The 25,363-nt window shown below is 58.5% G+C and carries 27 protein-coding genes and 1 pseudogene; 13 read left to right on the top strand and 15 right to left on the bottom strand.

The annotated features are described in order from the left end of the window. The first annotated feature begins 143 nt into the window (after positions 1–143). Both MESCI_RS24980 and MESCI_RS24975 read left to right on the top strand, forming a co-directional pair. Positions 144–1,772, top strand: coding sequence for a fatty-acid--CoA ligase (locus tag MESCI_RS24980; protein ID WP_013532739.1), 1,629 nt, complete (start codon positions 144–146; stop codon positions 1,770–1,772). An 80-nt stretch (positions 1,773–1,852) separates the two neighbouring features. After that, positions 1,853–2,638, top strand: coding sequence for a DUF1499 domain-containing protein (locus tag MESCI_RS24975; RefSeq protein WP_013532738.1), 786 nt, complete (start codon positions 1,853–1,855; stop codon positions 2,636–2,638). A gap of 31 nt (positions 2,639–2,669) precedes the next feature. Here MESCI_RS24975 and MESCI_RS24970 read toward each other — a convergent pair whose 3' ends face one another. Beyond that, positions 2,670–3,578 carry an MBL fold metallo-hydrolase gene (locus MESCI_RS24970; RefSeq protein ID WP_013532737.1) on the bottom strand — a complete coding sequence of 303 codons (909 nt, stop codon included), beginning with the start codon at positions 3,576–3,578 and terminating at the stop codon, positions 2,670–2,672. Positions 3,579–3,695: 117 nt separating this feature from the next. Between MESCI_RS24970 and MESCI_RS24965 the strand changes: the two genes are divergently transcribed. Then, positions 3,696–4,286: a biotin transporter BioY gene (locus MESCI_RS24965; protein WP_013532736.1), complete on the top strand. Its 591-nt coding sequence runs from the start codon at positions 3,696–3,698 to the stop codon at positions 4,284–4,286. A 92-nt stretch (positions 4,287–4,378) separates the two neighbouring features. On the opposite strand, the gene MESCI_RS24960 is transcribed toward MESCI_RS24965, so the two are convergent. After that, the gene (locus MESCI_RS24960; RefSeq protein ID WP_244514275.1) at positions 4,379–4,891 is read right to left on the bottom strand and encodes a Fic family protein; all 513 of its coding nucleotides are present in this window, start codon (positions 4,889–4,891) and stop codon (positions 4,379–4,381) included. Between the two features lie 6 nt (positions 4,892–4,897). Beyond that, positions 4,898–4,951, bottom strand: a pseudogene (locus tag MESCI_RS33095) (Fic family protein); the annotation flags it as partial. A gap of 483 nt (positions 4,952–5,434) precedes the next feature. On the opposite strand from MESCI_RS33095, the gene MESCI_RS24955 reads away from it, so the two are divergent. After that, positions 5,435–5,587, top strand: a complete 153-nt coding sequence (locus MESCI_RS24955; RefSeq protein WP_158515784.1) for a Rossmann-fold NAD(P)-binding domain-containing protein — start codon at positions 5,435–5,437, stop codon at positions 5,585–5,587. Then, positions 5,587–6,612, top strand: a complete 1,026-nt coding sequence (locus MESCI_RS24950; RefSeq protein ID WP_013532735.1) for an NAD-dependent epimerase — start codon at positions 5,587–5,589, stop codon at positions 6,610–6,612. Before MESCI_RS24955 ends, MESCI_RS24950 begins: the two co-directional genes overlap by 1 nt. Before the next feature lie 22 nt (positions 6,613–6,634). On the opposite strand, the gene MESCI_RS24945 is transcribed toward MESCI_RS24950, so the two are convergent. The 6 genes from MESCI_RS24945 to MESCI_RS24920 form a co-directional block, all read right to left on the bottom strand. Then, entirely contained in the window at positions 6,635–6,928 is a 294-nt protein-coding gene (locus MESCI_RS24945; protein WP_013532734.1) for a hypothetical protein, read from the bottom strand. 6 nt (positions 6,929–6,934) lie between these two features. Further along, positions 6,935–7,144 carry a hypothetical protein gene (locus tag MESCI_RS24940; RefSeq protein WP_013532733.1) on the bottom strand — a complete coding sequence of 70 codons (210 nt, stop codon included), beginning with the start codon at positions 7,142–7,144 and terminating at the stop codon, positions 6,935–6,937. 11 nt (positions 7,145–7,155) lie between these two features. Then, positions 7,156–7,335 (bottom strand): hypothetical protein, encoded by a 180-nt coding sequence (locus MESCI_RS24935; RefSeq protein WP_013532732.1) that lies wholly within the window; start codon positions 7,333–7,335, stop codon positions 7,156–7,158. A 558-nt stretch (positions 7,336–7,893) separates the two neighbouring features. Then, positions 7,894–8,604 carry an SOS response-associated peptidase gene (locus MESCI_RS24930; RefSeq protein ID WP_013532730.1) on the bottom strand — a complete coding sequence of 237 codons (711 nt, stop codon included), beginning with the start codon at positions 8,602–8,604 and terminating at the stop codon, positions 7,894–7,896. 192 nt (positions 8,605–8,796) lie between these two features. Next, on the bottom strand, positions 8,797–9,576 hold the full coding sequence (locus MESCI_RS24925) for a thermonuclease family protein (protein WP_244514276.1): 780 nt from the start codon (positions 9,574–9,576) through the stop codon (positions 8,797–8,799). A gap of 49 nt (positions 9,577–9,625) precedes the next feature. Continuing rightward, positions 9,626–10,051 carry a calcium-binding protein gene (locus tag MESCI_RS24920; RefSeq protein WP_224674090.1) on the bottom strand — a complete coding sequence of 142 codons (426 nt, stop codon included), beginning with the start codon at positions 10,049–10,051 and terminating at the stop codon, positions 9,626–9,628. A 119-nt stretch (positions 10,052–10,170) separates the two neighbouring features. Between MESCI_RS24920 and MESCI_RS32720 the strand changes: the two genes are divergently transcribed. The 8 genes from MESCI_RS32720 to MESCI_RS24885 all read left to right on the top strand — a co-directional run bounded on the left by MESCI_RS32720 (position 10,171) and on the right by MESCI_RS24885 (position 16,715). Further along, positions 10,171–10,878, top strand: coding sequence for a hypothetical protein (locus MESCI_RS32720; protein WP_245268566.1), 708 nt, complete (start codon positions 10,171–10,173; stop codon positions 10,876–10,878). Further along, positions 10,871–11,359 carry an O-antigen ligase family protein gene (locus MESCI_RS32715; RefSeq protein ID WP_244514278.1) on the top strand — a complete coding sequence of 163 codons (489 nt, stop codon included), beginning with the start codon at positions 10,871–10,873 and terminating at the stop codon, positions 11,357–11,359. Before MESCI_RS32720 ends, MESCI_RS32715 begins: the two co-directional genes overlap by 8 nt. 143 nt (positions 11,360–11,502) lie before the next feature. After that, positions 11,503–12,384, top strand: coding sequence for a glucose-1-phosphate thymidylyltransferase RfbA (gene rfbA, locus MESCI_RS24910; RefSeq protein ID WP_013532727.1), 882 nt, complete (start codon positions 11,503–11,505; stop codon positions 12,382–12,384). Continuing rightward, positions 12,385–12,939, top strand: a complete 555-nt coding sequence (gene rfbC, locus MESCI_RS24905) for a dTDP-4-dehydrorhamnose 3,5-epimerase (RefSeq protein WP_013532726.1) — start codon at positions 12,385–12,387, stop codon at positions 12,937–12,939. It begins immediately after the preceding gene. Between the two features lie 22 nt (positions 12,940–12,961). After that, positions 12,962–14,032, top strand: coding sequence for a dTDP-glucose 4,6-dehydratase (rfbB, locus tag MESCI_RS24900; RefSeq protein WP_013532725.1), 1,071 nt, complete (start codon positions 12,962–12,964; stop codon positions 14,030–14,032). Further along, positions 14,029–14,916, top strand: coding sequence for a dTDP-4-dehydrorhamnose reductase (rfbD, locus tag MESCI_RS24895; RefSeq protein WP_013532724.1), 888 nt, complete (start codon positions 14,029–14,031; stop codon positions 14,914–14,916). Before rfbB ends, rfbD begins: the two co-directional genes overlap by 4 nt. 94 nt (positions 14,917–15,010) lie before the next feature. Next, positions 15,011–15,760, top strand: a complete 750-nt coding sequence (locus tag MESCI_RS24890; RefSeq protein WP_013532723.1) for a class I SAM-dependent methyltransferase — start codon at positions 15,011–15,013, stop codon at positions 15,758–15,760. A gap of 172 nt (positions 15,761–15,932) precedes the next feature. Further along, entirely contained in the window at positions 15,933–16,715 is a 783-nt protein-coding gene (locus MESCI_RS24885) for a sulfotransferase family 2 domain-containing protein (RefSeq protein ID WP_064995165.1), read from the top strand. On the opposite strand, the gene MESCI_RS24880 is transcribed toward MESCI_RS24885, so the two are convergent. From MESCI_RS24880 to MESCI_RS24855, 6 genes are read right to left on the bottom strand one after another with little or no spacing between them, the layout of a single operon-like run. Beyond that, complete coding sequence (locus tag MESCI_RS24880; RefSeq protein ID WP_013532722.1) at positions 16,701–17,396, bottom strand: class I SAM-dependent methyltransferase; 696 nt, start codon at positions 17,394–17,396, stop codon at positions 16,701–16,703. The genes MESCI_RS24885 and MESCI_RS24880 overlap by 15 nt on opposite strands. A gap of 32 nt (positions 17,397–17,428) precedes the next feature. Next, entirely contained in the window at positions 17,429–18,880 is a 1,452-nt protein-coding gene (locus MESCI_RS24875) for an ABC transporter ATP-binding protein (RefSeq protein ID WP_013532721.1), read from the bottom strand. Next, positions 18,870–19,664, bottom strand: coding sequence for an ABC transporter permease (locus MESCI_RS24870; protein WP_013532720.1), 795 nt, complete (start codon positions 19,662–19,664; stop codon positions 18,870–18,872). The genes MESCI_RS24875 and MESCI_RS24870 overlap by 11 nt, the downstream gene beginning before the upstream one ends. Continuing rightward, complete coding sequence (locus MESCI_RS24865; RefSeq protein ID WP_013532719.1) at positions 19,661–22,471, bottom strand: glycoside hydrolase family 99-like domain-containing protein; 2,811 nt, start codon at positions 22,469–22,471, stop codon at positions 19,661–19,663. The genes MESCI_RS24870 and MESCI_RS24865 overlap by 4 nt, the downstream gene beginning before the upstream one ends. Then, complete coding sequence (locus MESCI_RS24860; RefSeq protein ID WP_013532718.1) at positions 22,471–23,355, bottom strand: class I SAM-dependent methyltransferase; 885 nt, start codon at positions 23,353–23,355, stop codon at positions 22,471–22,473. Before MESCI_RS24860 ends, MESCI_RS24865 begins: the two co-directional genes overlap by 1 nt. Then, positions 23,352–25,070, bottom strand: coding sequence for a sulfotransferase family protein (locus MESCI_RS24855; protein ID WP_013532717.1), 1,719 nt, complete (start codon positions 25,068–25,070; stop codon positions 23,352–23,354). The genes MESCI_RS24860 and MESCI_RS24855 overlap by 4 nt, the downstream gene beginning before the upstream one ends. Between the last annotated feature and the right edge of the window lie 293 nt (positions 25,071–25,363).

The following is a 25,363-nucleotide window of genomic DNA, read 5'->3' as shown; positions in this document are numbered from 1 at the left end:
TTAACGAAGCTTAACGCCGACGATGGCCGGATTGTGGCGGTTGTTCCCAATGCAGTGCTCGGCCGTATTGGCGGCTGGACAATCCGTCGGTTCGCTCCACAATGGGACAAAAAGCACAACGCAAAAGCGTGAGGGAGGACCGAATGCTGGGACTGATGCAGGAATGGCCGCTGCTTTGCCATAAGCTCATCGACAATGCCGAGCGGCAGCATGGCATGCGCGAGATCGTGTCACGCTCGATCGAAGGGCCGATCGTGCGCACCACCTACGCCGACATCCATCGTCGCGCCCTGAAGGTCGCCCAGCGGCTGGAGCGCGACGGCTATGGGTTGGGCGACCGCATCGCGACGCTGGCCTGGAACACCGCCCGCCACATCGAGGCCTGGTACGGCATCATGGGCATCGGCGCCATCTACCACACGCTCAATCCGCGGCTGTTTCCCGAGCAGATCGTCTGGATCATGAACCATGCCGAGGACAAGGCAGTCTTCGTCGACCTGACTTTCGTGCCGCTGCTCGAGAAGATCGCCGGCGCCGTCAAGTCGCTGAAACAGGTGATCGTGCTGACCGACAAGGCACACATGCCGCAGACGACGTTGCCCAATGTGGTCGCCTATGAAGAGTGGCTTGACGAGGCGGATGGCGACTTCGCCTGGAAGACCTTCGACGAAAGCACCGCCGCAGGCATGTGTTACACCTCCGGGACCACGGGCGATCCCAAGGGCGTCGTCTACAGCCACCGTTCGAACGTGCTGCACGCCATGATCGCCGCCATGCCCGACGCCATGGGGTTGTCGTCGCGCGACACGATCCTGCCTGTCGTGCCGATGTTTCACGCCAATGCCTGGGGCCTTGGCCAGAGCGGGCCGATGATCGGCGCCAAGCTGGTCATGCCCGGCTGCAAGATGGACGGCGCCTCGATCTATGAACTGCTCGATACCGAGAAGGTGACCTTCAGTGCGGCCGTGCCGACCGTCTGGATGATGCTGCTGCAGCATCTGGAGGAGACCGGCAAGAAGCTTCCCTATCTCAATAAGGTCGTCATCGGCGGCTCGTCCTGCCCGCGCGCGACCATGACGAAGTTTCAGCAGAACTACGATGTCCAGGTCATCCATGCCTGGGGCATGACCGAAATGTCGCCGCTCGGCACGCTGTGCACCCTGAAGCCGGACTATGCTGGTCTTGAGGGCGAAGCCCGGCTCGATGTCCAGCAGAAACAGGGCTATCCGCCGTTCGGCGTCGAAATGAAGGTGACCGACGACGACAACAATGCGCAACCCTGGGACGGCAAGACATTTGGCCGCCTGAAAGTGCGTGGGCCGGCCGTTGCCCGTGCCTATTATGGCGGCGCCGGCGTGGAGCAGTTCGACGGGGACGGCTGGTTCGATACCGGCGACGTCGCCCACATCGACGCGGGCGGCTATATGCAGATCACCGATCGTGCCAAGGACGTCATCAAGTCCGGCGGCGAATGGATTTCGACCATCGACCTCGAGAACCTGGCTGTCGGTCACCCCGATGTCGCCGAGGCGGCAGCCATCGGCGTCCACCATTCGAAATGGGGCGAACGGCCGCTGCTGGTCGTCGTCCGCAAACCGGGCAAGGAACCGAGCAAGGCTGATATTCTCGACTTCATGGACGGCAAGGTGGCCAAATGGTGGATGCCGGACGATGTCGCCTTCGTCGGTGAAATTCCGCACACCGCCACCGGCAAGATCCAGAAGATCACCTTGCGCCAGCAGTTCAAGGATTATCGCCTGCCGACGGATTGACGCGATGTCGCATGTTTCGGCTTCATGGCATCGCAAAAAGGTTCTAAGTCTCCGTTCGGGTTGGGGTGGTGCGGCAATCGATGGCAAGTATTCCTGAACGGCAAACGTCGAGGGCGGCCGGATGGTCGCGGCGCACGGCCGCTTTTTCGTTGGTGCTGCTGCTGACGGTCTTTGTCGGCCATCGCTTCGATCTCGTCGAAACACCTGTCTTTCTGTGGGTGCTCGGCATTGTCGCGCTGCTGGCGGCGATGGCGCTGTTGTTTGCCGGGTTTGCCTTTTCGCGGCTCTGGAATTTCGGCGACCGCGGCGGTCGCGACCTGACGGTCGGCGCGCTGCTGGCGCTGCTGGTGCTCGCACCCTACGGCGTCGCCGCCTACTGGGCGACGATCTATCCGCCGCTCAGGGACATCTCGACGGATTTCGACGAACCGCCGGCGCTCGACGTGAGCGACCGCAAGAAGGATATGAACGTGCTTGCGCCGTCGACGCCTGGGGAACAGCGGCTGCAGACCGATAGCTATCCGCTGGTCAGCGCACGCAGCTACGACCTGCCGTTCGAGACTGTCGTCAATGCCGTCGAAACCGTACTCGACCGGCGCGACTGGGATCTATCGGAACCCTATCCTGATCTCGCCGGGCAAAGCGAGGTGACCATCACCGCCGTCGCCAAGGGCTTCGTGATCGGCCTTCCCGCCGATGTGGCGATCCGCGTGACGGACGATGGCGATACGGTCATCGTCGACATGCGGTCGGCGTCCCGCTACGGTCGCTACGACCTTGGCGACAATGCCGCGCGTATTGTCGATTTCCTTGCCGAGCTCGACCAGGAAGTCGCCGGTCAGGTTGGCGCCGCGCCGGCCGAGTGAGGCACGGGCACTTGGCAGTGGGCTGCGTTGCCTATCCGGCCGGCGTGAAAATGCCGTCGATGGCCGGTGCGGCATCGGTCACAACCAGACCGCGCGCCGTCAGATCCTCGAGATGGGCAAGCACCGACAATCCGGCGGCGCCATGCAGCCGCGGATCGGTATCCCTGTAGATCGCCCTGACCATGTCGGGAATCGTCCGGTCGCCTTCTCTGACCCGCTCCAGGATGGCTCGCTCGCGCATCTTGCGGTGCGTCTTCAGCCCGCGCATGAAAGCGCGCGGTGCCGTCACCGGCCCGCCATGTCCGGGCAGCAGCAAGCGGTCCTCGCGGTCGATTAGACGGTCCAGCGAGGCCATGTAATCGGCCATCGCTCCATCCGGCGGGGCGACGATGGAGGTTGCCCAGGCCATGACATGATCGGCCGAAAACAGGATGCCGGTTCCTTCCAGCGCGAATGCCGCATGATTGGCGGTGTGGCCCGGGGTCAGAACCGTCCTGATCGACCAGCCGTCGCCATCGACCGCCTCGCCGTCGGAAAGGGCGATGTCGGGAACGAAAGCCATGTCTGCACTGGCGTCGAGCGCATTGGTCTCGCCGATGTGCAGGGCTCTTGCCGGCCGGTGCGGCCCCTCGGCCAGCACGATGGCGCCGGTGCGCTCTTTCAGCCGGGCCGCCAGCGGGGAGTGGTCGCGATGCGTATGGCTGACGAAGATATGGCTGACTGGCCGGCCTGCGATCACTTCGAGCAGGGTCCGCAGATGCGCCTCGTCATGCGGCCCCGGATCGATCACCGCCAGCGTATCGCGGCCAATTATGTAGCTGTTGGTGCCGTGAAAGGTGAAAGGGCTTGGATTGCGGGCCGTGATGCGCTGGACATCGGGCGCGACGCTCACCCCCTGGCCATAGAGGGGGTCGAAGCCGGTCTCGAACTTCAGTGCCATGCATCGGTGCCTTGTTTGGGGAAACGGCAAAACCGATTGCCGCATAACACGCAAGCCAATATAGGAGGATGTGAGGCCGCGAACATCTGGTAGCGGCAATCGGATTGGGGAAATACCATGGCAATTGCAACTACGATGCGTCCGCTTGTTTCTCTGGCTCTGCCGCAAAGCGGCGCGGCGCGGCTGGCAACGCAGCTTTTCCTGGCCATCGCCGGAACGCTTGTGCTGACACTGTCGGCCAAGACCAAGGTGATGCTCGGGCCGGTCGACATTTCGATGCAGACGCTGGCCGTGCTGCTGATTGCCGCCGCTTTCGGCATGCGTCTCGGCGTCGCCACCCTGCTGCTCTACATGGCCGAGGGCGCCATGGGCTTCCCCGTCTTCCAGAGCACGCCTGAAAAGGGTCTCGGCATTGCCTACATGCTCGGCTCGACCGGCGGCTATATCGCCGGCTTCGTGGTCATGGCGGCCATTGTCGGCTGGGCGGCGGATCGCGGCTGGGACCGCCATCCGATCAAGCTTTTCAACGCCATGCTGGTTGGCGAAGTCGTCATGATGGCGATGGGCTTTGCCTGGCTGGCGCTGCTCATCGGTCCGGAAAAGTCGTGGCAGTTCGGCGTCGTGCCGTTCATCGTCGGCGACCTGATCAAGGTGGCTCTCGCGGCAAGCCTGGTGCCGGCCGTCTGGACGCTGCTCAAGCGCGGCTGAAGCCCGAGCAGACCAGCGGCTTGAGCAATCAAGCCTTGGCTGGCGTGGGGTGATTGGCGGATTTCAGCGTGGCGTCTGCCAAGTAATCACACTTAGGTTTCTGGAAACAGCTTCGGAAACAGTGAATCCAATGCGTTGGCCGGAAAGCGTATCGACACCGGACCTTTGGGTGTTTCCGACGCCAACAGACCGAGCGCGATCACCTCATTGAACACGCGACGCGCCGTGCGTTCGGGTAGTCCGCTAATGCGAGACGCTTCGCCGCGTTCAAATTCGCCGCGCATTAGCGCTTCCTCCAGGAGGCGGGCGGCTTCGGGTTTGAGGCCACTGCGCTCGACGTAGCGACGCAGCCGCTTCGCGAGCGTGTCGAGATCGAACAAGCCGGTCATAAAGTTCACCTGATCGATGCACACCTGCATGAACCATAGCGTAAAGTCGCCGAGTGCGCGCTCGGAGAGGTTGCCCCGTCCGTCGAGATCACCCTGGCGGGGCATATCGGCATGATCCATCATGCGCTTGTAGTCCGTGCGGCTTTTCACGCCGCGCGCTAGACCGCGTGAGATCGACCACAGCCCGTGCGCGGCGATCCCAGCCTCATGGGCCATGGCGTGGCTCATCAAACGGCTGACGCGGCCATTGCCGTCGGGGAACGGGTGAATGTAGTTGAAACGCTTTCTTCCATGTCTGGCCGATCTTGGCTTCTGCTAAATACGTAATTATAAAGATATATTTCGAATTTGCCCGGATGTTTGGCCGATCTTATGGCCGATGATCGGTACCCTCCGCCGGCCATACGCATCTGATTAGGTTGCCGTCCCGACGACACCAACATACAGCTGCTTCGGAACGCAATATCTCCGCTCTCTAGATCGATCTGTCTCGGCTCCCAGGCGACTTGCCAAGGGGTTGATCGCCGAAGCGGTGCTGGAAATTACATCGCATTATTGGCCCTATCGTTCGGCGTTGGTGCGTTGCAGACGGTATCTTTTCAATCGCATAAAGCAATGCTGTTGATCAAAAGTTCCCGCACTGTTGATCCGAGAAATAGATGCTTGCTGGAGCAGCCGCGCTGTCGTAGCTCTTGGTCGTTGGCAGTCGGATTCTGGTGATGGGGGTGGCCTTTGAGGAAAATTGTCCGGACCTGAGGAATGAAGGACATTGACGTCGTTATCGTGGCCGTCGGCCACAGGCAGTTCCGCGCTCTGGGCGTCGACGGCCTGCAGGCTCTTTGCAAGACCCCCGGCGTCATTTACGACATCAAGGGTCTGTTTCCCAGGCATGTCACGGATGGGCGCTTCTGATGAAGGTTCTGGTCACCGGCGCGGCCGGCTTCATAGGGTATCACGTAGCCAAGCGGCTGCTGGAGCGCGGTGACGAGGTCGTCGGCATCGACAACGTCAACGACTACTACGATCCGGAAATCAAGGAGGCGAGACTGCGGCTCCTGGACGAGGCGAGCCGCAAGACCAATGCCGGCTACCATTTCATCCGCGGCAATCTCGCCGACAAGAGCGTGGTCGACGCCTGCTTTGCCGACCACGCATTCGACCGGGTGATCCATCTCGCCGCCCAGGCAGGGGTTCGCTACAGCCTGGAAAACCCGCACGCCTATGTCGAAAGCAACATCATCGCCTACACCAACATGCTGGAGGCCTGCCGCAACAGCGCCGTCGCGCACCTGACCTATGCCAGCACCTCGAGTGTCTACGGCGCCAACACCGACATGCCGTTTTCCGAGCATCGTCCGGCCGACCACCCGCTGCAGTTCTACGCCGCGACCAAGCGCGCCAACGAGCTGATGGCGCACAGCTACAGCCAACTGTTCGGGCTGCCGACGACCGGGCTTCGCTTCTTCACCGTCTATGGCCCCTGGGGGCGCCCGGACATGGCGCTGTTCCTGTTCACCAAAAACATCCTTGCTGGCGAGCCGATCAAACTGTTCAACAACGGCAACCACACGCGCGACTTCACCTATGTCGACGACATCGCCGAAGGCGTGATCCGTGCCAGCGACAGCCCGGCCACGGGCAATGCCGCCTGGGACTCCAGCCGTCCGGATCCGGCCACAAGCAGCGCCCCCTGGCGCATCTTCAACATCGGCAACAACAACCCGGTTAAGTTGACCGCCTATGTCGAGGCGCTGGAAAACGCGCTCGGCCGCAAAGCCATCGTCGAACTCTTGCCGCTGCAGCCCGGCGATGTGCCCGATACCTTCGCCGACACCTCGGCGCTGGAGCAGGCGGTCGGCTACCGCCCGACGACGACAGTGACCGAGGGCGTCGGGCGGTTCGTCGAGTGGTACAAGGCGTATTTTGCGCGGGCATAGCGGAAGACGCCGGGTTTCATGCTCAGATTTTAAATGGTGTCTCGTTGCCTTCGTCAAGCTCTAGCGGAACAGGCAGATAAGCATTGGCAATTAGCCAGTCGCTGACGATCGTTTTGATCAAATCGGACTTGGAAACTTCCATCTCCGCTGCGATTCCAAAAAGTAATTCGTCTGTTCTCGTGCCCAGATCGACACCGGCGACGTTTCTAAGCATCAGGGCGGCCCTACGAAGTACAATTTGAAGGTCGGCGCGGGATATGTCCGCTATCTGGTCGGCGGCGCTCTCAAGCTCTCCTGCAAAGATCAGGCGGCTCATTGAAGGTCACTCCAGCACAGGCGGAGTAGGATCGTACCCGATTGAAACTATCCCCGGATGCCGATGGGCGATGGCGAGTATCTGGGTCTCAAGCTCACAGTTGTAGGCCATGAGCGCCTTCACGGTCTCAAGAGGGCTGTCGTAGCGGGCGATCAGCTTCACCGCTTCAGAGTGCAGTTCGGATTTGGCTTCGGTGTCGAAGTGCATTGTGCCCATGGTGCCTACTCCTAACGCGTCGCGCGGCGCTGCGGGGTGAGTGCGTCAAGTCGTTCCTGAAGGTGCCCGTTGAGCACGATCATTTCCTTGAGCGCTTTCATCACATCACCCTTGTGGACTGCAATGAAATCCTCGGCGTGGGCCTGGAGGGCAGCCTCCTGGCGGCTGTTCAGTGTCACAATTCGATCCATGGCATTACTCCATACGCTGCATGGGCGTAGTGAACAAAAAGGGAACATAAATGTCAAGAGTGAATTGACTCGGCGAGGAACTCATTCCTATTTTTGGCTATGCCGGAACAGAGCAGACGACCGCGCCGCCTTGTCCAGACCCTGTGCCGAGCGCATGAGGTTGGTCAGCTAATCCGTGTCCGGTGCATCAACTGCAACATTACACGCCACTATCTCCCCGGGGACCTCGCCAAATTGGTGGGGGACATTCCGTTTTGGGACGTTGACCGGCACATGCGCTGCGAGCGCTGCAAACGCCGCGAGCTTGATGTGGACATTCTGCTGCCAAGCGCATCGGAGGGCATGAAGATACGCGTGAGGCGACTTGTTGAAATCCGCATGGTACGACGCGTGATCTGGAGGGATGAATAACTGGCGCTAACAGCCCAACATTTCAATCACGTGCCGCCGATTTGCTTAGCGCCGCTTACGACGAAAAAACATCACGACCAAGATTGTAAGAAAGATGGCAATCGCAAGGCCCGGTGCAACGTCCGAGAGTATCCGAAGGCCAGCCATCTAGAACAACGAGCCTTGGCTTGGCGGTACTGGTGCCTGCTCGGGAAACTTGATCTGTGTGGCAGGCTTCTCGACAATCACAAGAGCATCATCCGGCGCTGTGCGTTGTAGCCGCTTCGCTTCCGACCATGGCGCTGTCAGCCAAGTCTCTGTTTCCTCTTGCGTCCTCAGGATCACCGGCATAGCTTTTTCATGGATCGGCTTGATGAGGGCATTGGGCGCGGTCGTCATGAAACCGTAAAGCTCGAAATCGCCGGGGCCGTCCTTTACCTTGCGGACCCCATGCCATGGCGTCCAGAGGCCAGCGAAGAAGAATAACGGGCGGTCCTCATTGAGCGCGAACCAATAGTTCCGCTGAATGCCTGTCTCGCGGTCTTTATCGCCGGGAGTTGGGCTGGGCTCTGCGAAGCTTGTTACCGGCACCACGCAACGGTTCTCGACGCCGACATACTGTTGCCAATGGCTGTACTGCGGGTTGCGAATGTTGGTAGTGCCGTAGTCAGCCTTGCCCTTGACGCGCTCGGCCGGCGTCGGCATTCCCCACAGGAGATTGGCTAGCTCACGGCCTTCAGGGGCGTTACGCACCACTGGGCCGGGCTGGTTGGGATAGATGTCAACGGACGGTTCAAGGTTGCCTAGGATGTCCCGCAAAGTCCGGGTCCACTGGCGGACCGCCTCTTGTGACGTGGTGATGTTGTAGAGATTGCACATGCGGTGAATGTGCCTAGCAGCGAACCGATCAGCAAGCCCCAACGGGGATATCCTGTTGCGACTAGCCCCGGTAATAGATCACCGTAGGATCAAACCAGTGTACCCGTACCGACCAAAAGAGAGAAAGAGGGGCTCCAAACCGGAATTTCTCGACTGTTGGGCCACTGACCAGTCCTCCGTCGTTCTCGGTATTTAGCAAAGCGTTTCGCACGCAATCCCGTCACTATCGCGATCCAGCCTGCCGCCCCATGAGCAGTTGCTGAGATACCATTGGGCTTCAGCGCAAGAGCTTATCTGAGAGCATTTACGGCGAGGCTCGCACGAATAGCCTTGTGACTGAGCCTGACGGCCTATGATACCGAGAGGCTGATTGGCCGCGGGCTGCGTATCTTCGGCGTGCTCGGCGCGCCACGTCCATGGGTCTTCGAAGAAGCCTTTCCACAGGCCGAGCTTGGCAGCCTTGGCGACCGCTTGTTGGGATGCATAGCCGCCATGGCTGTATTTGGGCCAGTCGAGGGCCAGCCCATTCTTGACGAGCCAGGCCGCCACGTCGGCTCCGTCCGCCCGGTAGCAATTGCCAACGAAGCGTCCGTATTGATCCCAAGTGACAAACTCGCATCGTAAGGGCTTCGATTTAGCCATGAATTTTTCGAGGGAAGTTTTGGCCTGCCATCCACATGAATACCGAAAGTGCTTCGCATCCTCGCACTGTTGATCATACTCGGGTGCGTCGATGCCGTTGAACCGAACGCGCGTCCCATTGATCTCAATTGTATCGCCATCAACTGCCGATGCGCGGCCTTGAAGCACTTCCCCGTTGGTTTGCTGACTGGGTGCGGCCGGTTCCTCGACCTGCCGTGTAACGCTCTGGGTGAGATTGCTGGCCTCCGGTCTGATCTCAACGGTGGCCTTTGGATTTGGCGAGGTAATGCCCGGTCTCTGGTACGGAACGGGATAATAATACGCGGCCAACGCAATGACTGCGAGCCAGCCTAGCCCTCCTTTCCTTGTTCGAGACAACCTATTTTCCCTCGCACCCAATGCCGTCGCGATCACCATCGAGCCCGTTAGGATCAGAGCCTGTGATCTGCACCCCAGGGGCAACCACTGCATTGTTTCCGCTGCCGCCTGCACAGTCCAAATCAGCGCTACGGGCTCGGGTCGCACCTCGGTATCCGTTGAAGACTGCCACCGCGCGCGCTCCGTCGCCTTCAATACGCGTGTTTTGGCTATTCGGATTGAACGGATCGACAGTTTGCAAAAGCATATTTGAGCGGTTCGCATCGCCGGCAGCGAGCGTCACCGAGTCATAATTATTCAAATAGTCGGCAGTGCAGCCTGAGATGAACGCAACAACTGTTGCGGTCGAAAACCAACGCCAATTCATGAAGGTATCCCCCGACACCAAACCCATCATGCACCTTTTGAATTTTGTTGTCGAATCCACTCTCTAATCCGTTTGCCTTGTGACTGGGCGTTTCCCATACAAGGCGCCGGGAGTGCTTTATTGGGTAAGGTCGATTCTTGAGCTATTGGGTATTTTTGGGTATTTTTTTAGGTATGGCCATGAAGATCGGTTTCCTGCAAATCACCCCTGAAACCCTTGCTTTGGTCTCGGAGATCGACGAATTCAAAGGGGCCGTGTTCTGTTTTCAAATCGTGCCGCTGCCTGCCGCCCTGTTGAGCGGATTGCGGCCTGAGGTTCTACTTGCAAATCCGTGGCTGAGCGGTGAAACCGGGCTGCGTTTCGTCAGTGTCGGCGTGGGACGTACGATCGAGTGTCTGTTGTATTTCGTGGCGATGGCTGCATTCTTTCTGAGCGTCACCCGCTTGCGCCCAGATCAGGTCTACGGCCTTCTGCCCTTCTTTTTCATGGGTGTCATCTGTAACGGATTGGCTGCGGCGATCCAGTATTCACTCTCCGATACGGTTGCCATACAGGGTTTGTTGCCGTTCACGATCAATGCGGGACTGTTTGCCAACCAGAACCATTTTTCAGCTTTGCTCTTCGTCTCCATCCCCTTCGTTGTCTACTACGGCCTGTTTCGCGGGCACCTTCTGTCCGGGTCGCTCGGCTTGATAACGCTGCTGCTGTTGCTTCTGGCCGCCGGTTCGCGCGCCGGTATTCTGATAGGGCTGGCGATCACCATGGTATCAGTCGTCTTTCTGTCCGCGCGCTCGAGGCTGGGCGGGTATGGAATACCCGCTGTCTTCATCGGGCTTTCACTCTACACGATCGGGGGCGTGGACGAAGATCGATGCGGAAGTGGTTGACCCGGCCTTTGGACGGGCCGAATTTGCCCGCACGACGATCGCGGGAATTGAAGAGAACTGGGCGACGGGCGTCGGCTTTGGGAGTTTTCCGAAGGTCTATCAGATTTACGAAAAGGGAGAGATGATCTTCAAGCCCTACGTCAATCACGCCCACAATGATTATCTGGAATTGGCGCTTGAAGGTGGCGCTCCTGTTGTCTTTCTGGTCGCAGCTTACGCGATATTGCTTTTTGCGTTTTCCGTTACGGCACGGCGAGATCCGCTGCAGAAAATGGCGTTTCTCTCAGTATCGTTTCTGCTCGTTCATTCTCTGGTCGATTATCCCTTGCGAACGGCGGCACTGGCGATGACCTTCGCCTATATGAATGGCGTTATCTTTCACAAGGGACTTGCTGAGCGGCTGAGCCAGAGAGGCGAGTCGACCGCCGCCCATGATGACAATCTGCTTGTTCCCGTCAGGCCGGCCCTGGCAAGACGATAGCAATGCGTCGCCTGAATTGGCCATGGATTGGCGCCGGATCGTGACCCAGTCATTTGACGAACGCCGAGATTGACAAGCCAGTGCATGGAACCTAAGCACGGGCGGCTAGGGCCGGGGGGTTCAGGCATGTCAAGGAGAGCTTCTTGAAAGGAATTATCCTTGCTGGAGGCAGTGGAACGCGTCTTTATCCACTAACATTAGCAGTCTCTAAGCAAATTCTGCCGATATACGACAAGCCGATGATCTATTATCCGCTGAGCGTTCTGATGCTCGCGGGTATCCGAGAGATTCTGATCATTTCGACGCCGCGTGACCTGCCGGTTTTTCGCGATCTGCTTGGCGATGGATCGGAGTTCGGGCTCGACCTGTCCTATGCCGAGCAGCCGCAGCCCAACGGGCTGGCGGAAGCCTTCATCATCGGCCGCAATTTTATCGGCAAGGACAACGTGTCGATGATCCTCGGCGACAACATCTATTTCGGCGATGGGCTGTCGCAGCTTTGCCGCGACGCTGCCTCGCGCGAAAAGGGCGCTTCGGTGTTCGCCTATCATGTCGAGGATCCCCAGCGTTATGGCGTGGTTTCCTTCGACAAGGCCACGGGAACGGCGCTGACGATCGAGGAAAAGCCGCAGGTGCCGAAATCCAACTGGGCGGTCACCGGTCTCTACTTCTATGACAACGATGTCGTCGACATCGCCCCTGCCATCCGTCCCTCGGCGCGCGGTGAGCTCGAGATCACGGCGGTCAACAACGTCTACCTTGAGCGCGGCCAGTTGCATGTGCATCGGTTGGGGCGCGGCTATGCCTGGCTCGACACCGGCACCCATGACAGCCTGCATGAGGCCTCGTCCTTCGTGCGCACCATCGAGCACCGCCAGGGCATCAAGGTCGCCTGTCCCGAAGAGATAGCCTTTGAACAGGGTTGGCTGACTGTGGACCAGGTTCTGCGTCGCGCCGATCACCTGGGCAAGAACGAATATGCCGCCTATCTGCGCCGGCGTGTCGTCGACCTGTCGGAGGCCTAGGTGCTGGAAGTCAGGCCCCTTGGCATCGATGGCGTTCTGGAAATCGTTCCGAAGCGACATGGCGACGCGCGCGGCTTCTTCGTCGAAACCTACAATGCCGAGCGCTTTTCGCAGGCCGGCATAGACTTGGCTTTCGTGCAGGACAATCATTCTTATTCCGCCGCGGCGGGCGTCTTGCGAGGGCTTCATTATCAGCTTGCGCCGCGCGCCCAGGACAAGCTGCTGCGCGTCATCCGGGGCAGCATTCTCGACGTTGCGGTCGACATTCGCCGCAGCTCCAAAACTTTCGGAAAATGGGTCGCTCTCGAAGTGTCGGCCGAAAAGGGCAACCAGATTCTGGTGCCGAAAGGCTTCGCGCACGGCTTCGTGACGCTCGTGCCCGACACCGAGGTCCTGTATAAGGTGACCGATACCTATTCGCAGGCGCATGACCGGTCGATCCGTTTCGACGATCCCGCCATCGGCATCGAATGGCCGTCATTGACCGGCGGGTTCCAGCTCTCGGACAAGGACCTGAAGGCGCCGCTGCTGGCTGCCGCCGAGGTGTTCGCCTGATGGGTTATTTGAGGACAGCGGCATGAATTTTCTGGTGACGGGCGGTGCTGGCTTTATCGGTTCGGCGGTATGCCGGCATCTATGCGCCAACCCGGCCTATCGGGTGACCAATCTCGACAAGCTGACCTATGCGGGAAACCTGGCCTCGCTGCGGCCGATCGAGAACGCACACAATTATCGCTTCGCGCAGGCCGATATCTGCGACGAAAGGGCCGTGCTCGACATCCTCCGGCGCGACGATATCGACATCGTCATGAACCTTGCCGCCGAGAGCCATGTCGACCGCTCGATCGATGGGCCGGGCACTTTTATCGAGACCAACATCGTCGGCACCTACAAGATGCTCAATGCCGCGCTGGAGTACTGGCGCGGCCTGCCCGAGGACAGGAAGAGCCATTTCCGCTTCCATCATGTCTCGACCGATGAGGTGTTTGGCGATCTTCCGTTCGATGGCGGCATGTTCGTCGAGGAAACGCCCTACGCGCCATCCTCGCCCTACTCCGCCTCGAAAGCGGCCTCGGACCATCTGGTGCGGGCCTGGCACGAAACCTATGGCCTGCCGGTCGTGCTTTCCAATTGCTCGAACAACTACGGACCCTATCACTTTCCCGAAAAGCTGATCCCGCTGGTCATCCTCAATGCGCTCGACGAAAAGCCGCTGCCGGTCTATGGCGCCGGCGCCAATGTGCGCGACTGGCTGTTCGTCGAGGATCACGCACGCGCGCTGGAACTTGTCGCGACCAGGGGACTGTCCGGCGAAAGCTACAATGTCGGCGGCAATTCCGAGCGGACGAACCTTGGCGTCGTCGAGACGATCTGCGATCTGCTCGACAGCAGGCGGCCGCGGGCAGGGGGCAAGAGCTATCGCGACCTGATTTCCTTCGTCACCGACCGCCCCGGTCACGATCGCCGCTATGCCATTGACGCCTCGAAGATAGGCCGGGACCTGGGCTGGACGCCCAATGAGAATTTCGACAGCGGCCTCGCCAAGACCGTCGACTGGTTTCTCGACAACAAATGGTGGTGGGGACCGATCCGCGAGCAGCGCTACGCCGGTGAACGGCTGGGCGAAGCACGCAAGGGGGCGGCGTGAGGCTGGTTGTCACCGGACGCGACGGGCAGGTCGCGGCAAGCCTCCTGGAGGCCGCCCAGGCGGCCGCCGGCGTTGAGGTCATCGCCATTGGCCGTCCGCAACTCGACCTTGCAAGACCCGACACGGTGATCGAAGCCATCGCGGCCGTGAAGCCGGATATCGTCGTGTCGGCTGCCGCCTACACGGCGGTGGATCAGGCCGAGGACGAGCCCGATCTGGCATTCGCGGTGAACGCCGTCGGCGCCGGCAAGGTGGCGCAAGCGGCGGCGCTGCTTGGCGTTCCCGTCATCCATCTATCGACCGACTATGTCTTCGACGGCACCGCCCATGGCGCCTATGTCGAGACCGACGCCACTGCACCGCGCAGCGTCTATGGCGCCTCCAAGCTTGCCGGCGAACAGGCGGTTGCATCGGCCAATCCGCGCCATCTGATCCTGCGCACGGCATGGGTCTACAGCCCGTTCGGCAAGAATTTCGTGAAAACCATGCTGCGGCTGGCCGCTGACCGCGACGAGATTTCGGTTGTGGCCGATCAGTGGGGAAATCCAACATCGGCACTTGATATCGCCGACGGCATCTTTCATATGGCGCGGCACCTCAAGGCGGACCTGAAGTTTGCGGAGTGGGGCGTCTACCATGTGGCGGGCGACGGCGACACAAATTGGGCCGAGTTTGCACAGCGCGTCTTCGTAACGAGTCTGGAAAGGGGCAGGCCGTACGCTGCGGTGCGCGGCATTTCGACGTCAGACTATCCGACGAAGGCGAAACGTCCTGCGAATTCACGCCTCAACTGCGGTAAAATGGCCGCTACGTTCGGCTGGCGGTGCAGATCTTGGTACACCGCGTGCGACGAGGTGGTTGAGCGGCTGACGGCCCGTTTGTAGGACCTTGCCAAAGTCATCTGATTGCAGTGTCAGGCCACGATGATACGAGCGGCAACCACACAGATCAATATCGACTCGCCTGGAGTACTTGCGAATGAAGGATGCCAACCACGGACCAGATGTCGTCGGGAAAAGCTACCTAGAGACGATCGCCGATATCCACTCGGCCCTAAGGCCGCGATCCTATTTCGAAGTTGGAGTCCAGTTTGGAAATACTCTTGAGCTGGCCAAGTGTGAAACGGTAGCGGTCGATCCCTACTTTGTCTGTGCAAAGAACATCATTGGCTCCAAGCCCCGCTGCTTTCTCTATCAGCAGACCAGCGACGATTTTTTCAAGAAAACGCGTCCGAGCAAGATTTTGGGCAAGCCTGTAGATTTGGCCTTTCTAGACGGCATGCATCCGTTCGAGTTCCTCCTGCGCGACTTCATCAACACCGAAAGAGAGTGCGCGGAAGGCTCAATCATTCTGCTGCACGACTGTCTCCCTCCCGGCTACAAGATGACCACCAGGGATATGAAAACGGCGATCGAACCTGCTGACAACAACTTTCCAGGGTGGTGGGCAGGTGACGTATGGAAGGTAGTTCCCACCCTGCTGAAGTATCGTCCCGATCTATCCGTGACTGTCACGGACTGCGCGCCGACCGGGTTGGTCGTCGTTACCAATCTCAACCCCGAGAGCACGGTTCTGCAGGACGCCTATGATGATATCTTGAAGACATTCAAAGCTGACAATCGGGACGAGTATGACGACTATTGGAAGTCGGTCAAAATCGTTCGTGAAACGGCGCTCAATATCGCGGCAAGGCACCGGCCGTTCGACGGATGCGGAAAGAGTTCCTGATATGGAAGCGATGGCCGAGCGGGTGACTGGGTTGGTCTCGTCTGCCCCCCGCGCGCCCGCTCCTATAAGTCGGAAGATCGCATCTTTTCGAAAGGCGACAGCCCAATTGACTCTGCGACGCTGTCAGCGCAAGTAGGTTTTCACTTTTCCGTTATCTGGATGTGATACCTGCATGATACCTGCTCTATTCCTTCATATTCAGAAGACCGCCGGGACGTCCATACTTGCAAAGGCATCCGAGCTGTATGGTCGAGAAAATTGCTGCATGCACGGCGATTATCTCAGCCGCACACCGGAACAACTCGAACCCTTGATGATGGTATCCGGCCATTTCGGTTTCGATTACGCTGAACGCTTCATGACGGGACGTTACAGCTTTACCTTCCTCCGGGATCCCGTTGAACGGCTGCTTTCATATTACAGCTACTGTCGTGGCGCGACGAGAGATGAGTATGAAATCAATACGTTGGCACATGACAACGATGCTGAAATGTTCTTTCGGGCAGGAGAGACGGCTGACTCCAAGTTCGCTTCGCACATGTGGAATCATCAAGCATGCCAACTGGCGTCGGGCTGGGGCGCCTCGTTGGTCGGCAAGAGCGATATCGAGCCAGGCGGGTTGCCGCCGGACGAGCTCCTCGATCGGGCCAAAGCCAACCTAGCTCGCTTCGATTACGTTGGGCTGGTGGAGAATTTCGAGGCCGACAACGCCGCAATCTTCGCCGCGCTTGGCGATACATCGTCGAACGTTTTCCGGATCAACGCAGCGCCGGTCCGAACGATGCGAGAAGAACTGCCGTCATCGACCCTGGACCTGTTGGCGACGTTGACCGAGATCGATCAGCAACTCTACGGCTGGGCGGTCCGATGGCGGGCGTCAGCGTATCAAACCCATAGAGATGGTACTGCGGCGGTTGCCGAATACGGGGCACGGCGTGCGTCACGCCGTGGCTAGCACGAAGCAGCGCTGGCTTCGAGGATGATCGAAGCGAACTTCTCTTTCGATGTGCCAGCCTGTCGATCCCGCCATAAACTCAATGTCGGCGACCTTATAATGATACGGGTCCGCGTCACCGTAAGTGGTTATGCCGCCTCTCGGATGTGAGATAGGCCGCCACAATGGCAGGCCATCATCACACACAAAAAAAGTCGCGAACAACCTACCGTCAGTCGCCATTGTCGGCCGAAGCTTCTCAAGGCAAGTTCGAATGAGGTTGATTGGCAGGTGCGTGAACAGCGACAAGGCCAAGGCGTAGTCGAACGTGGTACCCAATTTGCCAACGTCAAAATCACCGGTCACCAGCAGATTGGCCCGCGGCACTTTGTTGGCCAGTCCCAACGGCGCCAGTTCCCTGTCGTATCCGGCGTCCATGATGCTAGCATTTATGTCCGCGCCGAAATAATTACCCGCGTCAAGATAATTGGCGAAGTGGACCCCGCCCCGGAAACTGCCGCAGCCAAGGTCAATCAGCCTGTGACGGGGCTGCAGGCCATTATCGACCAGCAAGTCGAATTGCAAGCGGCCGATTTCATCCCACATTCCACCGATGATCTGGCGATGGTCGCCTGACTCCATCGCTCGGGCGATGGCGTCCGTGCGATGATAAGCGCTTGGAAGTCTTTGATCGTTGGTCATCGAACGGTGCCCCGAATGGATGCGGAACAAATTCAGGCGGCTGCAATCTTGCGAACTAGGGGCGTGTCCGAGGTCAAATCAGCGGGGGTCAACTTGAAGGTCATTCCCAGGCTGAAGAAGCCGTAGTCAATCTCATCCGGGGCCGGCATAACCTTGAAGATCACGGCATCAAGTATGCGATGAAGGTATTGTCTTTCAAAATTTGCATTCCCCATCGCTCCAACGTTGATGAAATAAACTCCGGCCCGTAGCAGGCACTTAAACTCAAAGTTGACCTGCACAGACTCGCCTACCCCTAAGCTCTTCAGCCGAAGATCCGGCACCCGATCAGTATTTCCCCCACACAGTTCCACACCGTAAGGGGATTTGAACAGGGTGCCAAACGCGAGATCGTCGACGTCCGTGGTTGCAGTGAAGGTATATTGCACCGCGTAGACACAGCCTTGGGTCAGCACGTTGACCATTTCCCCACCGGTGTTGACAATCCGCACGTCGGCAATGCGCCCACCAGTCTCTTCATAGGGCGTGATGGTCTGGCTGGTAAGCGCAGGGTCCCAAAAACCATCATCAACGATCTCCGACTGTTCGGGTCTCTGCGTCGGCAACTTCGTCGCTGGTGCATGATTGCCAATCACCGGCGGGCCGTCCGAATCGCTAGTGCCGGCAAGCGTCTTGATCTCTTCACGCACTTGTCTGGCCTCTTCGCCACGAAGATTGACAAGCCGCTGATATTGGCTGGCCACCCGCTTGGGTGTGCCCTCCAATATCTTCTCGCCGCCATCGATGAGAATTGCGCTGGTACACAATTGAATGATCGTCTGGGCGCCATGCGAGGTAAACAGGATAGTAGCTCCGGCGTCCTTGATCTGCTCGATGCGGGCCATGCATTTGCGCTGGAACGCCTCATCGCCCACCCCAAGCGCTTCGTCGACGACCAGGATGTCGGGATCGACATTGATCGCGGTAGCGAAGGCAAGTCGCATATACATGCCGGACGAATAGGTCTTGACGGGCTGATCGATGAAGTCGCCGATCTCCGCAAATCTTTCGATCTGCTCGAAACGCCAGGCCATCTCCTCCCGTGGGACGCCGAGAATGGAGGCATTGAGGTGGACATTCTCACGCCCGGTGAATTCGCGATTGAAGCCGGCACCGAGTTCAAGCAAGGCCGCGATCCGGCCGTTGACTTCAACCGTACCGCTGGTCGGTGGAAGCGTTCCGCAGATCACTTGCAGCAGCGTGGATTTTCCCGATCCATTACGGCCAATGATGCCAATCACTTGGCCGTGGCCGAGTTCGAAGGAGATGTCGTTGAGAGCCGCGAAGTCCTTGTAATAGCGGCGGGGTTGCATGCCCACTAAACGTTCCAATCGCGGCACGATCATCTGCTTGAAGCGGTCTTCCGGCCGCTCGAACATCGTGTATCGCTTGGTGACGTTGCGAACCTTGATCGCAAAGGGCCGGCTATCGCGCTCAGATGACATCGGCAAATCCCCCTCGTGTCTTCTCGAAGAACAGCCTGCCTAGCAGCGCGACGATCAAGGCAACGCAGAAATAGGCGGCCAGCGCCCACCATGAAGGCAGGGTATCCATGAGGACGACGGCACGGAAATTTTCGATCGGCACCGTCAGCGGGTTTAAAACCACCCAGGGCCGAAGCCATTCCGGCATCGATGTTCGGGGCGTGAACATGGGCGAGAGAAACATGGACGCCGTCAGAACCGGACCGATCATCTGGCTGATGTCGCGAAAATAGACCCCCAGAGAGGCCAAGACCCACGCAATTCCCTGCACCAGCAGGACGAAAGGAACAATCGTAAGGGGAGCGAGCAAGATATAGAGCGACAGGCTTCCGGTTATGATCAGGGTAAAGACCAGCAGCACGGCCAGACTGATTCCGAGTTGCACCATCGCGGAACCGGTGACCACCGCCGGCAGAATTTCGATCGGAAAGACGATCTTTTTCACGAAGGTCGCGTTGTTCAATATAGCCCCCGTCGATTTGGACAGAACCTCGGCATAGAAGTTGAAAAACATGAGGCCACAAAACAGGGCAAGCGCAAAGAATCCGACGGAGTGGTTCTGGTTGGCACCTGCGGCGGCCCATTTGACGCCGAACACGGAGCCAAACATCAGGGTGAAAACGGAAAGGGTGAGCAACGGCGTTAACAGCGCCCAACCAATCCCGAAAAACGAACCCTTGAACCTGCTGCTCACGTCCCTGCGAACAAGATTGGACAAGACCTGAAAATCGCGCTGACTAATCATCGGGTGGCCTTGTGTAGCTCTTTTATCGCCTGATCGATGTGGTCCATGGCCACTTCAACGTCAACCGTGGACTGCATGGCATAGGTCTTTGGCTGCCACGTTTCAGATGATCCATTAGAGTCACATAATATGACATTGTAGTCGAACTTCTTCAGGGCACAGATACGGCTGATCCATAATTCGACTACTCCGCCGCCGGCACCCCAGAAATTGATCCAGGCGTCGGGCATCAAGTCGAAAACCACCGTTCCCGCCTTCGACCATATCAGGTTGGCAAAGGCGGACCCATGCGCTCCGACGATAATTTCGGCATCTGTGAAAAGGTCGATCTGGTCCGAATAAGCCAGCACGGCCGGATCGATGACCTTGAAACCACGCTTGACCAGCGCAGCCTGAAGCGCGGCTTCGTTGGCTATCGTCCTACCGGAATTTGTGGTTTCGCTTGAACGCCCGAGATATATCCGTCTGGCACGATAGTCTTGAACCGCCGGGGGAAGCACGAGCGTTCGCGACATCAGATCGGCTGTTTCCGGATGCGGGAAGAACGTGGTGAACGTGGTCAGAGCATTGGAGACAATGGCCGAACGGAACTTGTAGACAGCGGTGCTGGCCGCGTCGAGGATAAGAAAATGGTGTGGAAGGAAGCCCCAGACCGACAGCATCCTGATCAACCATTTTGGCGCTTTCGTCGACAGGACAACACGCAACCGCTCAGCAATGATCTCATCACGAAACGCCAACAATTGTGGAACCATATCAAAGACCACATGGCCGAACGCTTGGGAGTAGTGCATGGGAATGATCACGTCCGCATCGATCTCGGTCGCTGTTTCAGCCTTCAGATGCGCGCCTGCATCGTCTTCCACCAAATATTCAAGCTCTGTCACTTGCGACCTGACATAGCGGTAGATGCGCATCGTTTCGGCGATGACCTGGTTGTTCCGGGTGACGAGAGCCACGGCGATCGGATGCGCCACACAATTGTGAAACCGACCGAACCGCAATGGCGCTGCCTCATAGGGAACCGTCTTCAGCATGCGAGCGAATTCGTCGCCATTGACCACGCCTTTCGCGACGTGCAGTCGCGGAGCTAGTTCAGCCTCGACGTTGCAGGGAGAGAACGCGGTCCAAATGCAATCCTCGTTCGAAGTGAGCATTTCTTGTTTGCTCGACGCCACCCTGCCAATGGATTCGAGCGAAACCTCCTGGACATCGTGCCCTTCCAACTGGTGACGACTAGAGGCCATCGCAACCTGGTCCGGGAGATCAGCGATTACTTTTTTTTTTTGCGCCGGCTCGGTTGCAGAGGACGGATTAACCACGCGTTTCGCGGCACGATAGGCAAAGCGGACGGCCTTGAACATCATTGGCCTGTCGTAAAGCCGGTGCGCCACCCTGAACTTCAGGGGCACCTTGATCGAACCGGGTTCAGGCATCGTCAGGACCGCCGGGCTCGTCGTCGTCAGCTTCGGCTGAGGTTGCTCAACCGCTTGGGCGTCCCGCGCCTTTTGAATGCTTCTCGCCGCAGTTTCCGTGATTTCGCGCTGCGGCTCAGGAGCGGTTTCATTCCCGGACTGCAAGCGGCTGGCTTCCTGCTTGAGCAAAGTCACCTTGCCATCGAGGTCAGCGACTTCCCGGATTTTTGCGGCACGGAGCTTTGCGATTTCGGCGTCCCTGGCTTCCTCGGGGATCGCCGCTAATTGCTGCCTGAGTTCGAACCGCACGCGTTCCGGCGCAACGTCGTAAATATCGTCAACCATCGACATGCCATTTTTCACGCGAAGCGTGGCCTCCAGGAACCCCCGGCCGTGTCTCCGGTCTGGTTCGAGATAGCATCCCTCGGCCCATTCGTTCCAAGCATTGATGAAGACCAGTTGATCGCCTTCCGCGCGATTGGCGCGCGTCAGCGAACTCGATCCCCGCAGCCAGCGCTCATAATTTGCAACGGTGGAGCCAAGAACGATCAATGAGCGATTCTTTACCCGGGCCGTATTGTCCCAATCGGGGAAAACGGTTCGATAGATCCGCTTGCGGCTATGGTCCCTCGATAGGAAATCGCGCGCAACGTTGGCATATTCGACCGGGTAGCCTTCGAATGGCTTATAGGTCGGCACGATCTCCTTCACACCATGGAATTTCATGTTGTGCGGCGGGAACTCGACGCCTGCGTCGAACTCATACTGCTCGTAGTCGTTATTGCCGTGAACGAGCGCGTTCACGATGTGAATTTCGCCGATACCCATCTTGCGGCAATGCTCCCGCCAGCGCTTACCTGCGGCCTTGGCGTCAGGAAGATGCTGCGGCCGGTAGACGACCAGCAACGGCTTGCCATCGACCCGCAGATAGCGGGGATCCTTGAAATAGGGAAAGAGGCTTTCGATGAAGCGCAACTCCCAATCCGGACCATAGGTCTGCGCGATTAGAACCTCGTGCTCGGCGGCGTCCCATCGGCGGGTCCAGTTTTCGTTCGCCCAGCACAGGCAGAAGCCCATGTCGATGCTCTTGTCGGTCAGGAAAGCATCGACCGGCTTCTCCATCAGCCGGTGGCCGTCGAACCAGTAGTAGTGAAAGCAGAAAGCGTCGATCCCGTGCTCCCTAGCGACCTCGGCCTGATCGCGGATGGTGTCCAGGACGCGAAGGTCGTAGTAGCCGAAATCGGTCGGATAGCGCGGTTGATTATGGCCATCGTAGAGCGGCTCCGCCTTCGCAACGTTGGTCCATTCGGTGAACCCTTTGCCCCACCATTCATCGTTCTCGGGGAACGGATGGAACTGCGGCAGATAGTAGGCAACATAACGCAGCGCCATTATCGCATGCTCAGGATCGACTTCACGATGCGACGGCCGGTCGGGCCGAGCATGCGGCCAACCATCGTTCTGAACGTCGGTCGCTGCTGTGGCGAATAGTGTGGCGGCGGGACAAACGGCAAATTCGAAACAGGCTTGCCGATTTTCGGGGGCGCGCGATCGAGCAGGACAAACTCATTCTTCGGCGAGTTCGCCAGTTCTGCCTTCACGACCGTCTGATAGATCTGCGAATAGGCGCCGAGTTCCAAAGCTGCCCGGACTTGTTCGGGCGTTTTCTTCCAGTTCTCGGCGAACTCTGTCATCTCGGGCGTCCGCACGACAAAGAGCGCGTCGACGATCTTCAGATTGGCTTGGCGGAAGAGGTGCTGAAGGTTCTTGGCGCCAAAGAAGCGGATATGTGTGCGATCGAGAAGGCCCCAGTCCCGGTAGTCGACATTGTCATCAAGCATCATCGCCATCATTGCGGCATGATTGGCGTTGGGGATCGACGAGACCACGCTGCCGCCAGGCCGCAGATAGCGGGTGACCTCCCTCAATGTCTCCCAGGGATTGACCAGATGCTCGAGCACATCCGCGATGACGACGGCATCGAAGCGTCGCTCACCGAAGACCTCGCCCCATCCTGGCGTGTTGAGATCGCCCTGGACCGCGTCGACGCAAAAGCTCTTCAGGATCGGAATGCAGTTCGGATCATATTCGAGCGCGGTAACCCGACAGCCGTTCAGAGCTATCAGTGGCTTGGCGATCGACCCCGGTCCGGCGCCGATTTCGAGGACATCCTTATCCCTGCCGACTAACCGCAACACATTTGCCGCAGCCGTGTCCGAATTCGGGTCGACATCGAAAACGTAGATATCTGCTGATGTCTTCTGTTTTGCGCTCACTTATCCGTGCCTCGTGTGTCTGCGCCAATCTTTCGGATCGGCAAAGCAAGCTTTGACAATGCTTTCGCAACTTTCCACGATTTGCTCTCGTGGATAAGCGTTAGCTCGCGCGCCGCTGCCTGAAGGCTTTCCGTCACGGCCGCCAATTGGCCTCTCAGGGCCGAAACGTCAAGGCCCTGCTTGTCGTACTGCTCGGTGAGCGATCCTAAATCCGCTTGGAGAGCTGACATCTGGCTGACATGCTTTGCGATTTCCTGTCTCGCATCTGTGAGTTGTGCCGAGCGCGTTGAGAGCTCGGCATTCAAGCTCGCGATCTCATCGATTCTCGTGGCCAACTCGCTTGACTTGGCGGCGATCTCCAATCGCAGTTGTTCTGCTTGGTCCCTCAGGGTCGAAACGTCCAGGCCCCGGCTGTCGTACTGCTCGGTGAGCGATCTCAAATCTGCCTGGAGAGCTGACATCTGGCTGACATACCTTGCGATTTCCTGTCTCGAATCTGCGAGTTGCGCCGAGCGCGTTGAGAGTTCGGCATTCAAGCTCGCAATCTCACCGATCCTTGTGGCCAACTCGGTGGCCAACTCGCTTGACTTCAGTCGCTCTGCTCTTATCTCACCCTCGACCGCCTGCCCTTCCATTGGGTTCTGGTCCTCAACCATCGCTACGATCTTTGATTTCAACGCATCGCGTTCCGCGCTAAGTTGATCGACTTGAGACATCAGCGCCCGGACATTGCCGACCAGTCTTAACTCTGTGGCGGCGTAATCGGTTGTCGGCGCGAGGCGCGCCTTGGTCTCACGCGCCAGCAATTCGGCAAACATGACTTGGCCAGCCGGCAGCCAACTGTCCTCAAATTCGTCATAGATTGCATCGAGTTCGGCGGTCGCTGCTGGCGAAGACGCGTCTTCCTCGAGGTCGAGCATGGCAACATAGGCTCGCTTGACCAGATCCGGCACGCCATCATTAGCCATGAGCAAGTCGACGCTCGCCAGATGGTGCTGGTGATCAGTCGACAGATAAGCTGCAATTTCTTTCTCGACAGAGCTAATCTTGCGCGGCCATTCGATCGAAAATCGTTCTGAGATCTTCTCCAGGGCAGGCCCGAAATCTCGAACCATCGACTCGTACGACAAGAAGACACGAGGTGAATTCCTAGTGCTTCTCTCGGAGGCCAGAACGTAGTTCAGCCAAACGAGGGAGGCGAATCCCAGATCCATTCCGTCGCGCTTTGCCAGCGATTTGGCGACCGACAGTGGATTGCGAGTGATCGTTACATAGTCAGTCTTGTACCTGAGCGATGTAAGCAGTTGCTGATAGATCGGCACAATGCGCGAAATCCGCGGCTCCTTGAGCACGATCGTTGGCATGCCGCCATATTCGCCATCGAGTAGGCGAGCGATCTCGTCGTGGTAGAATCTTAACCGGCTTGCCGACAGTTCCTCGACCCGGACCGGCCTCCAATCGTCCCACCGGCTACCAAGTTCGAGCAAGAGCTGCTCGTTCAGCAGGGCCAGATGCAATGGTTCCCAATAACCTGTCCGGTTGCTTTCGTCGGCGGGAATCAAGTTCTTTGGTGGAGCAACACCCAGCAGTTGAAGCACGCCGGCCAACGCGCTGGTGCCGGACCGATGCATGCCAAGAACCATCAAGCAGGTGCGCTCGCCCTGGCTTTCTCGCTTTAACTTCGAACTCTTCATTGTCGTCGCGGCAACAGCCATAATTGTATCCCATGGATGGGCAAGCCACAGAGCTGGCTTCTGCGATCATGAGCCTTGCCTGTACTCTACGCCGGTTTTGGAAGCTGCAACCGAGTCATTACGTCTCTGAAGGCCGTCCCAGTATGGAAATGGCCAGCGTGCCATCATGTCGCGACATGTTATGACTATAATGTGGCGCGCCCGCGCCCCACCTCTGGTAGCTTTGTCCTCTGCACGCACTCGACCCGCAAACTTGGCCTTCATAGCCATTTCGACCAGTTGCGTCGTAGCGAGGTCGAGAGCAGAGTCAATTG

The organism is Mesorhizobium ciceri biovar biserrulae WSM1271 (assembly GCF_000185905.1).
GTDB lineage: Bacteria > Pseudomonadota > Alphaproteobacteria > Rhizobiales > Rhizobiaceae > Mesorhizobium > Mesorhizobium ciceri.
This window is presented reverse-complemented; position numbering and strand designations above follow the sequence as displayed.

What these genes read in the sequence shown, in the direction of transcription:
- MESCI_RS24880 (WP_013532722.1), bottom strand. Translation starts at nt 17,396, where the DNA reads ATGACCAACGATCAAAGACTTCCAAGCGCTTATCATCGCACGGACGCC.
- MESCI_RS24970 (WP_013532737.1), bottom strand. Translation starts at nt 3,578, where the DNA reads ATGGCACTGAAGTTCGAGACCGGCTTCGACCCCCTCTATGGCCAGGGG.
- MESCI_RS24965 (WP_013532736.1), top strand. Translation starts at nt 3,696, where the DNA reads ATGGCAATTGCAACTACGATGCGTCCGCTTGTTTCTCTGGCTCTGCCG.
- MESCI_RS24955 (WP_158515784.1), top strand. Translation starts at nt 5,435, where the DNA reads ATGAAGGACATTGACGTCGTTATCGTGGCCGTCGGCCACAGGCAGTTC.
- MESCI_RS32720 (WP_245268566.1), top strand. Translation starts at nt 10,171, where the DNA reads ATGAAGATCGGTTTCCTGCAAATCACCCCTGAAACCCTTGCTTTGGTC.
- MESCI_RS24935 (WP_013532732.1), bottom strand. Translation starts at nt 7,335, where the DNA reads ATGGATCGAATTGTGACACTGAACAGCCGCCAGGAGGCTGCCCTCCAG.
- MESCI_RS24890 (WP_013532723.1), top strand. Translation starts at nt 15,011, where the DNA reads ATGAAGGATGCCAACCACGGACCAGATGTCGTCGGGAAAAGCTACCTA.
- MESCI_RS24980 (WP_013532739.1), top strand. Translation starts at nt 144, where the DNA reads ATGCTGGGACTGATGCAGGAATGGCCGCTGCTTTGCCATAAGCTCATC.
- MESCI_RS24885 (WP_064995165.1), top strand. Translation starts at nt 15,933, where the DNA reads ATGATACCTGCTCTATTCCTTCATATTCAGAAGACCGCCGGGACGTCC.
- MESCI_RS24960 (WP_244514275.1), bottom strand. Translation starts at nt 4,891, where the DNA reads ATGGCCCATGAGGCTGGGATCGCCGCGCACGGGCTGTGGTCGATCTCA.
- MESCI_RS24940 (WP_013532733.1), bottom strand. Translation starts at nt 7,144, where the DNA reads ATGGGCACAATGCACTTCGACACCGAAGCCAAATCCGAACTGCACTCT.
- MESCI_RS24930 (WP_013532730.1), bottom strand. Translation starts at nt 8,604, where the DNA reads ATGTGCAATCTCTACAACATCACCACGTCACAAGAGGCGGTCCGCCAG.
- MESCI_RS24865 (WP_013532719.1), bottom strand. Translation starts at nt 22,471, where the DNA reads ATGGCGCTGCGTTATGTTGCCTACTATCTGCCGCAGTTCCATCCGTTC.
- MESCI_RS24855 (WP_013532717.1), bottom strand. Translation starts at nt 25,070, where the DNA reads ATGGCTGTTGCCGCGACGACAATGAAGAGTTCGAAGTTAAAGCGAGAA.
- MESCI_RS24945 (WP_013532734.1), bottom strand. Translation starts at nt 6,928, where the DNA reads ATGAGCCGCCTGATCTTTGCAGGAGAGCTTGAGAGCGCCGCCGACCAG.
- MESCI_RS24950 (WP_013532735.1), top strand. Translation starts at nt 5,587, where the DNA reads ATGAAGGTTCTGGTCACCGGCGCGGCCGGCTTCATAGGGTATCACGTA.
- MESCI_RS24875 (WP_013532721.1), bottom strand. Translation starts at nt 18,880, where the DNA reads ATGTCATCTGAGCGCGATAGCCGGCCCTTTGCGATCAAGGTTCGCAAC.
- MESCI_RS24975 (WP_013532738.1), top strand. Translation starts at nt 1,853, where the DNA reads ATGGCAAGTATTCCTGAACGGCAAACGTCGAGGGCGGCCGGATGGTCG.
- rfbB (WP_013532725.1), top strand. Translation starts at nt 12,962, where the DNA reads ATGAATTTTCTGGTGACGGGCGGTGCTGGCTTTATCGGTTCGGCGGTA.
- MESCI_RS24870 (WP_013532720.1), bottom strand. Translation starts at nt 19,664, where the DNA reads ATGATTAGTCAGCGCGATTTTCAGGTCTTGTCCAATCTTGTTCGCAGG.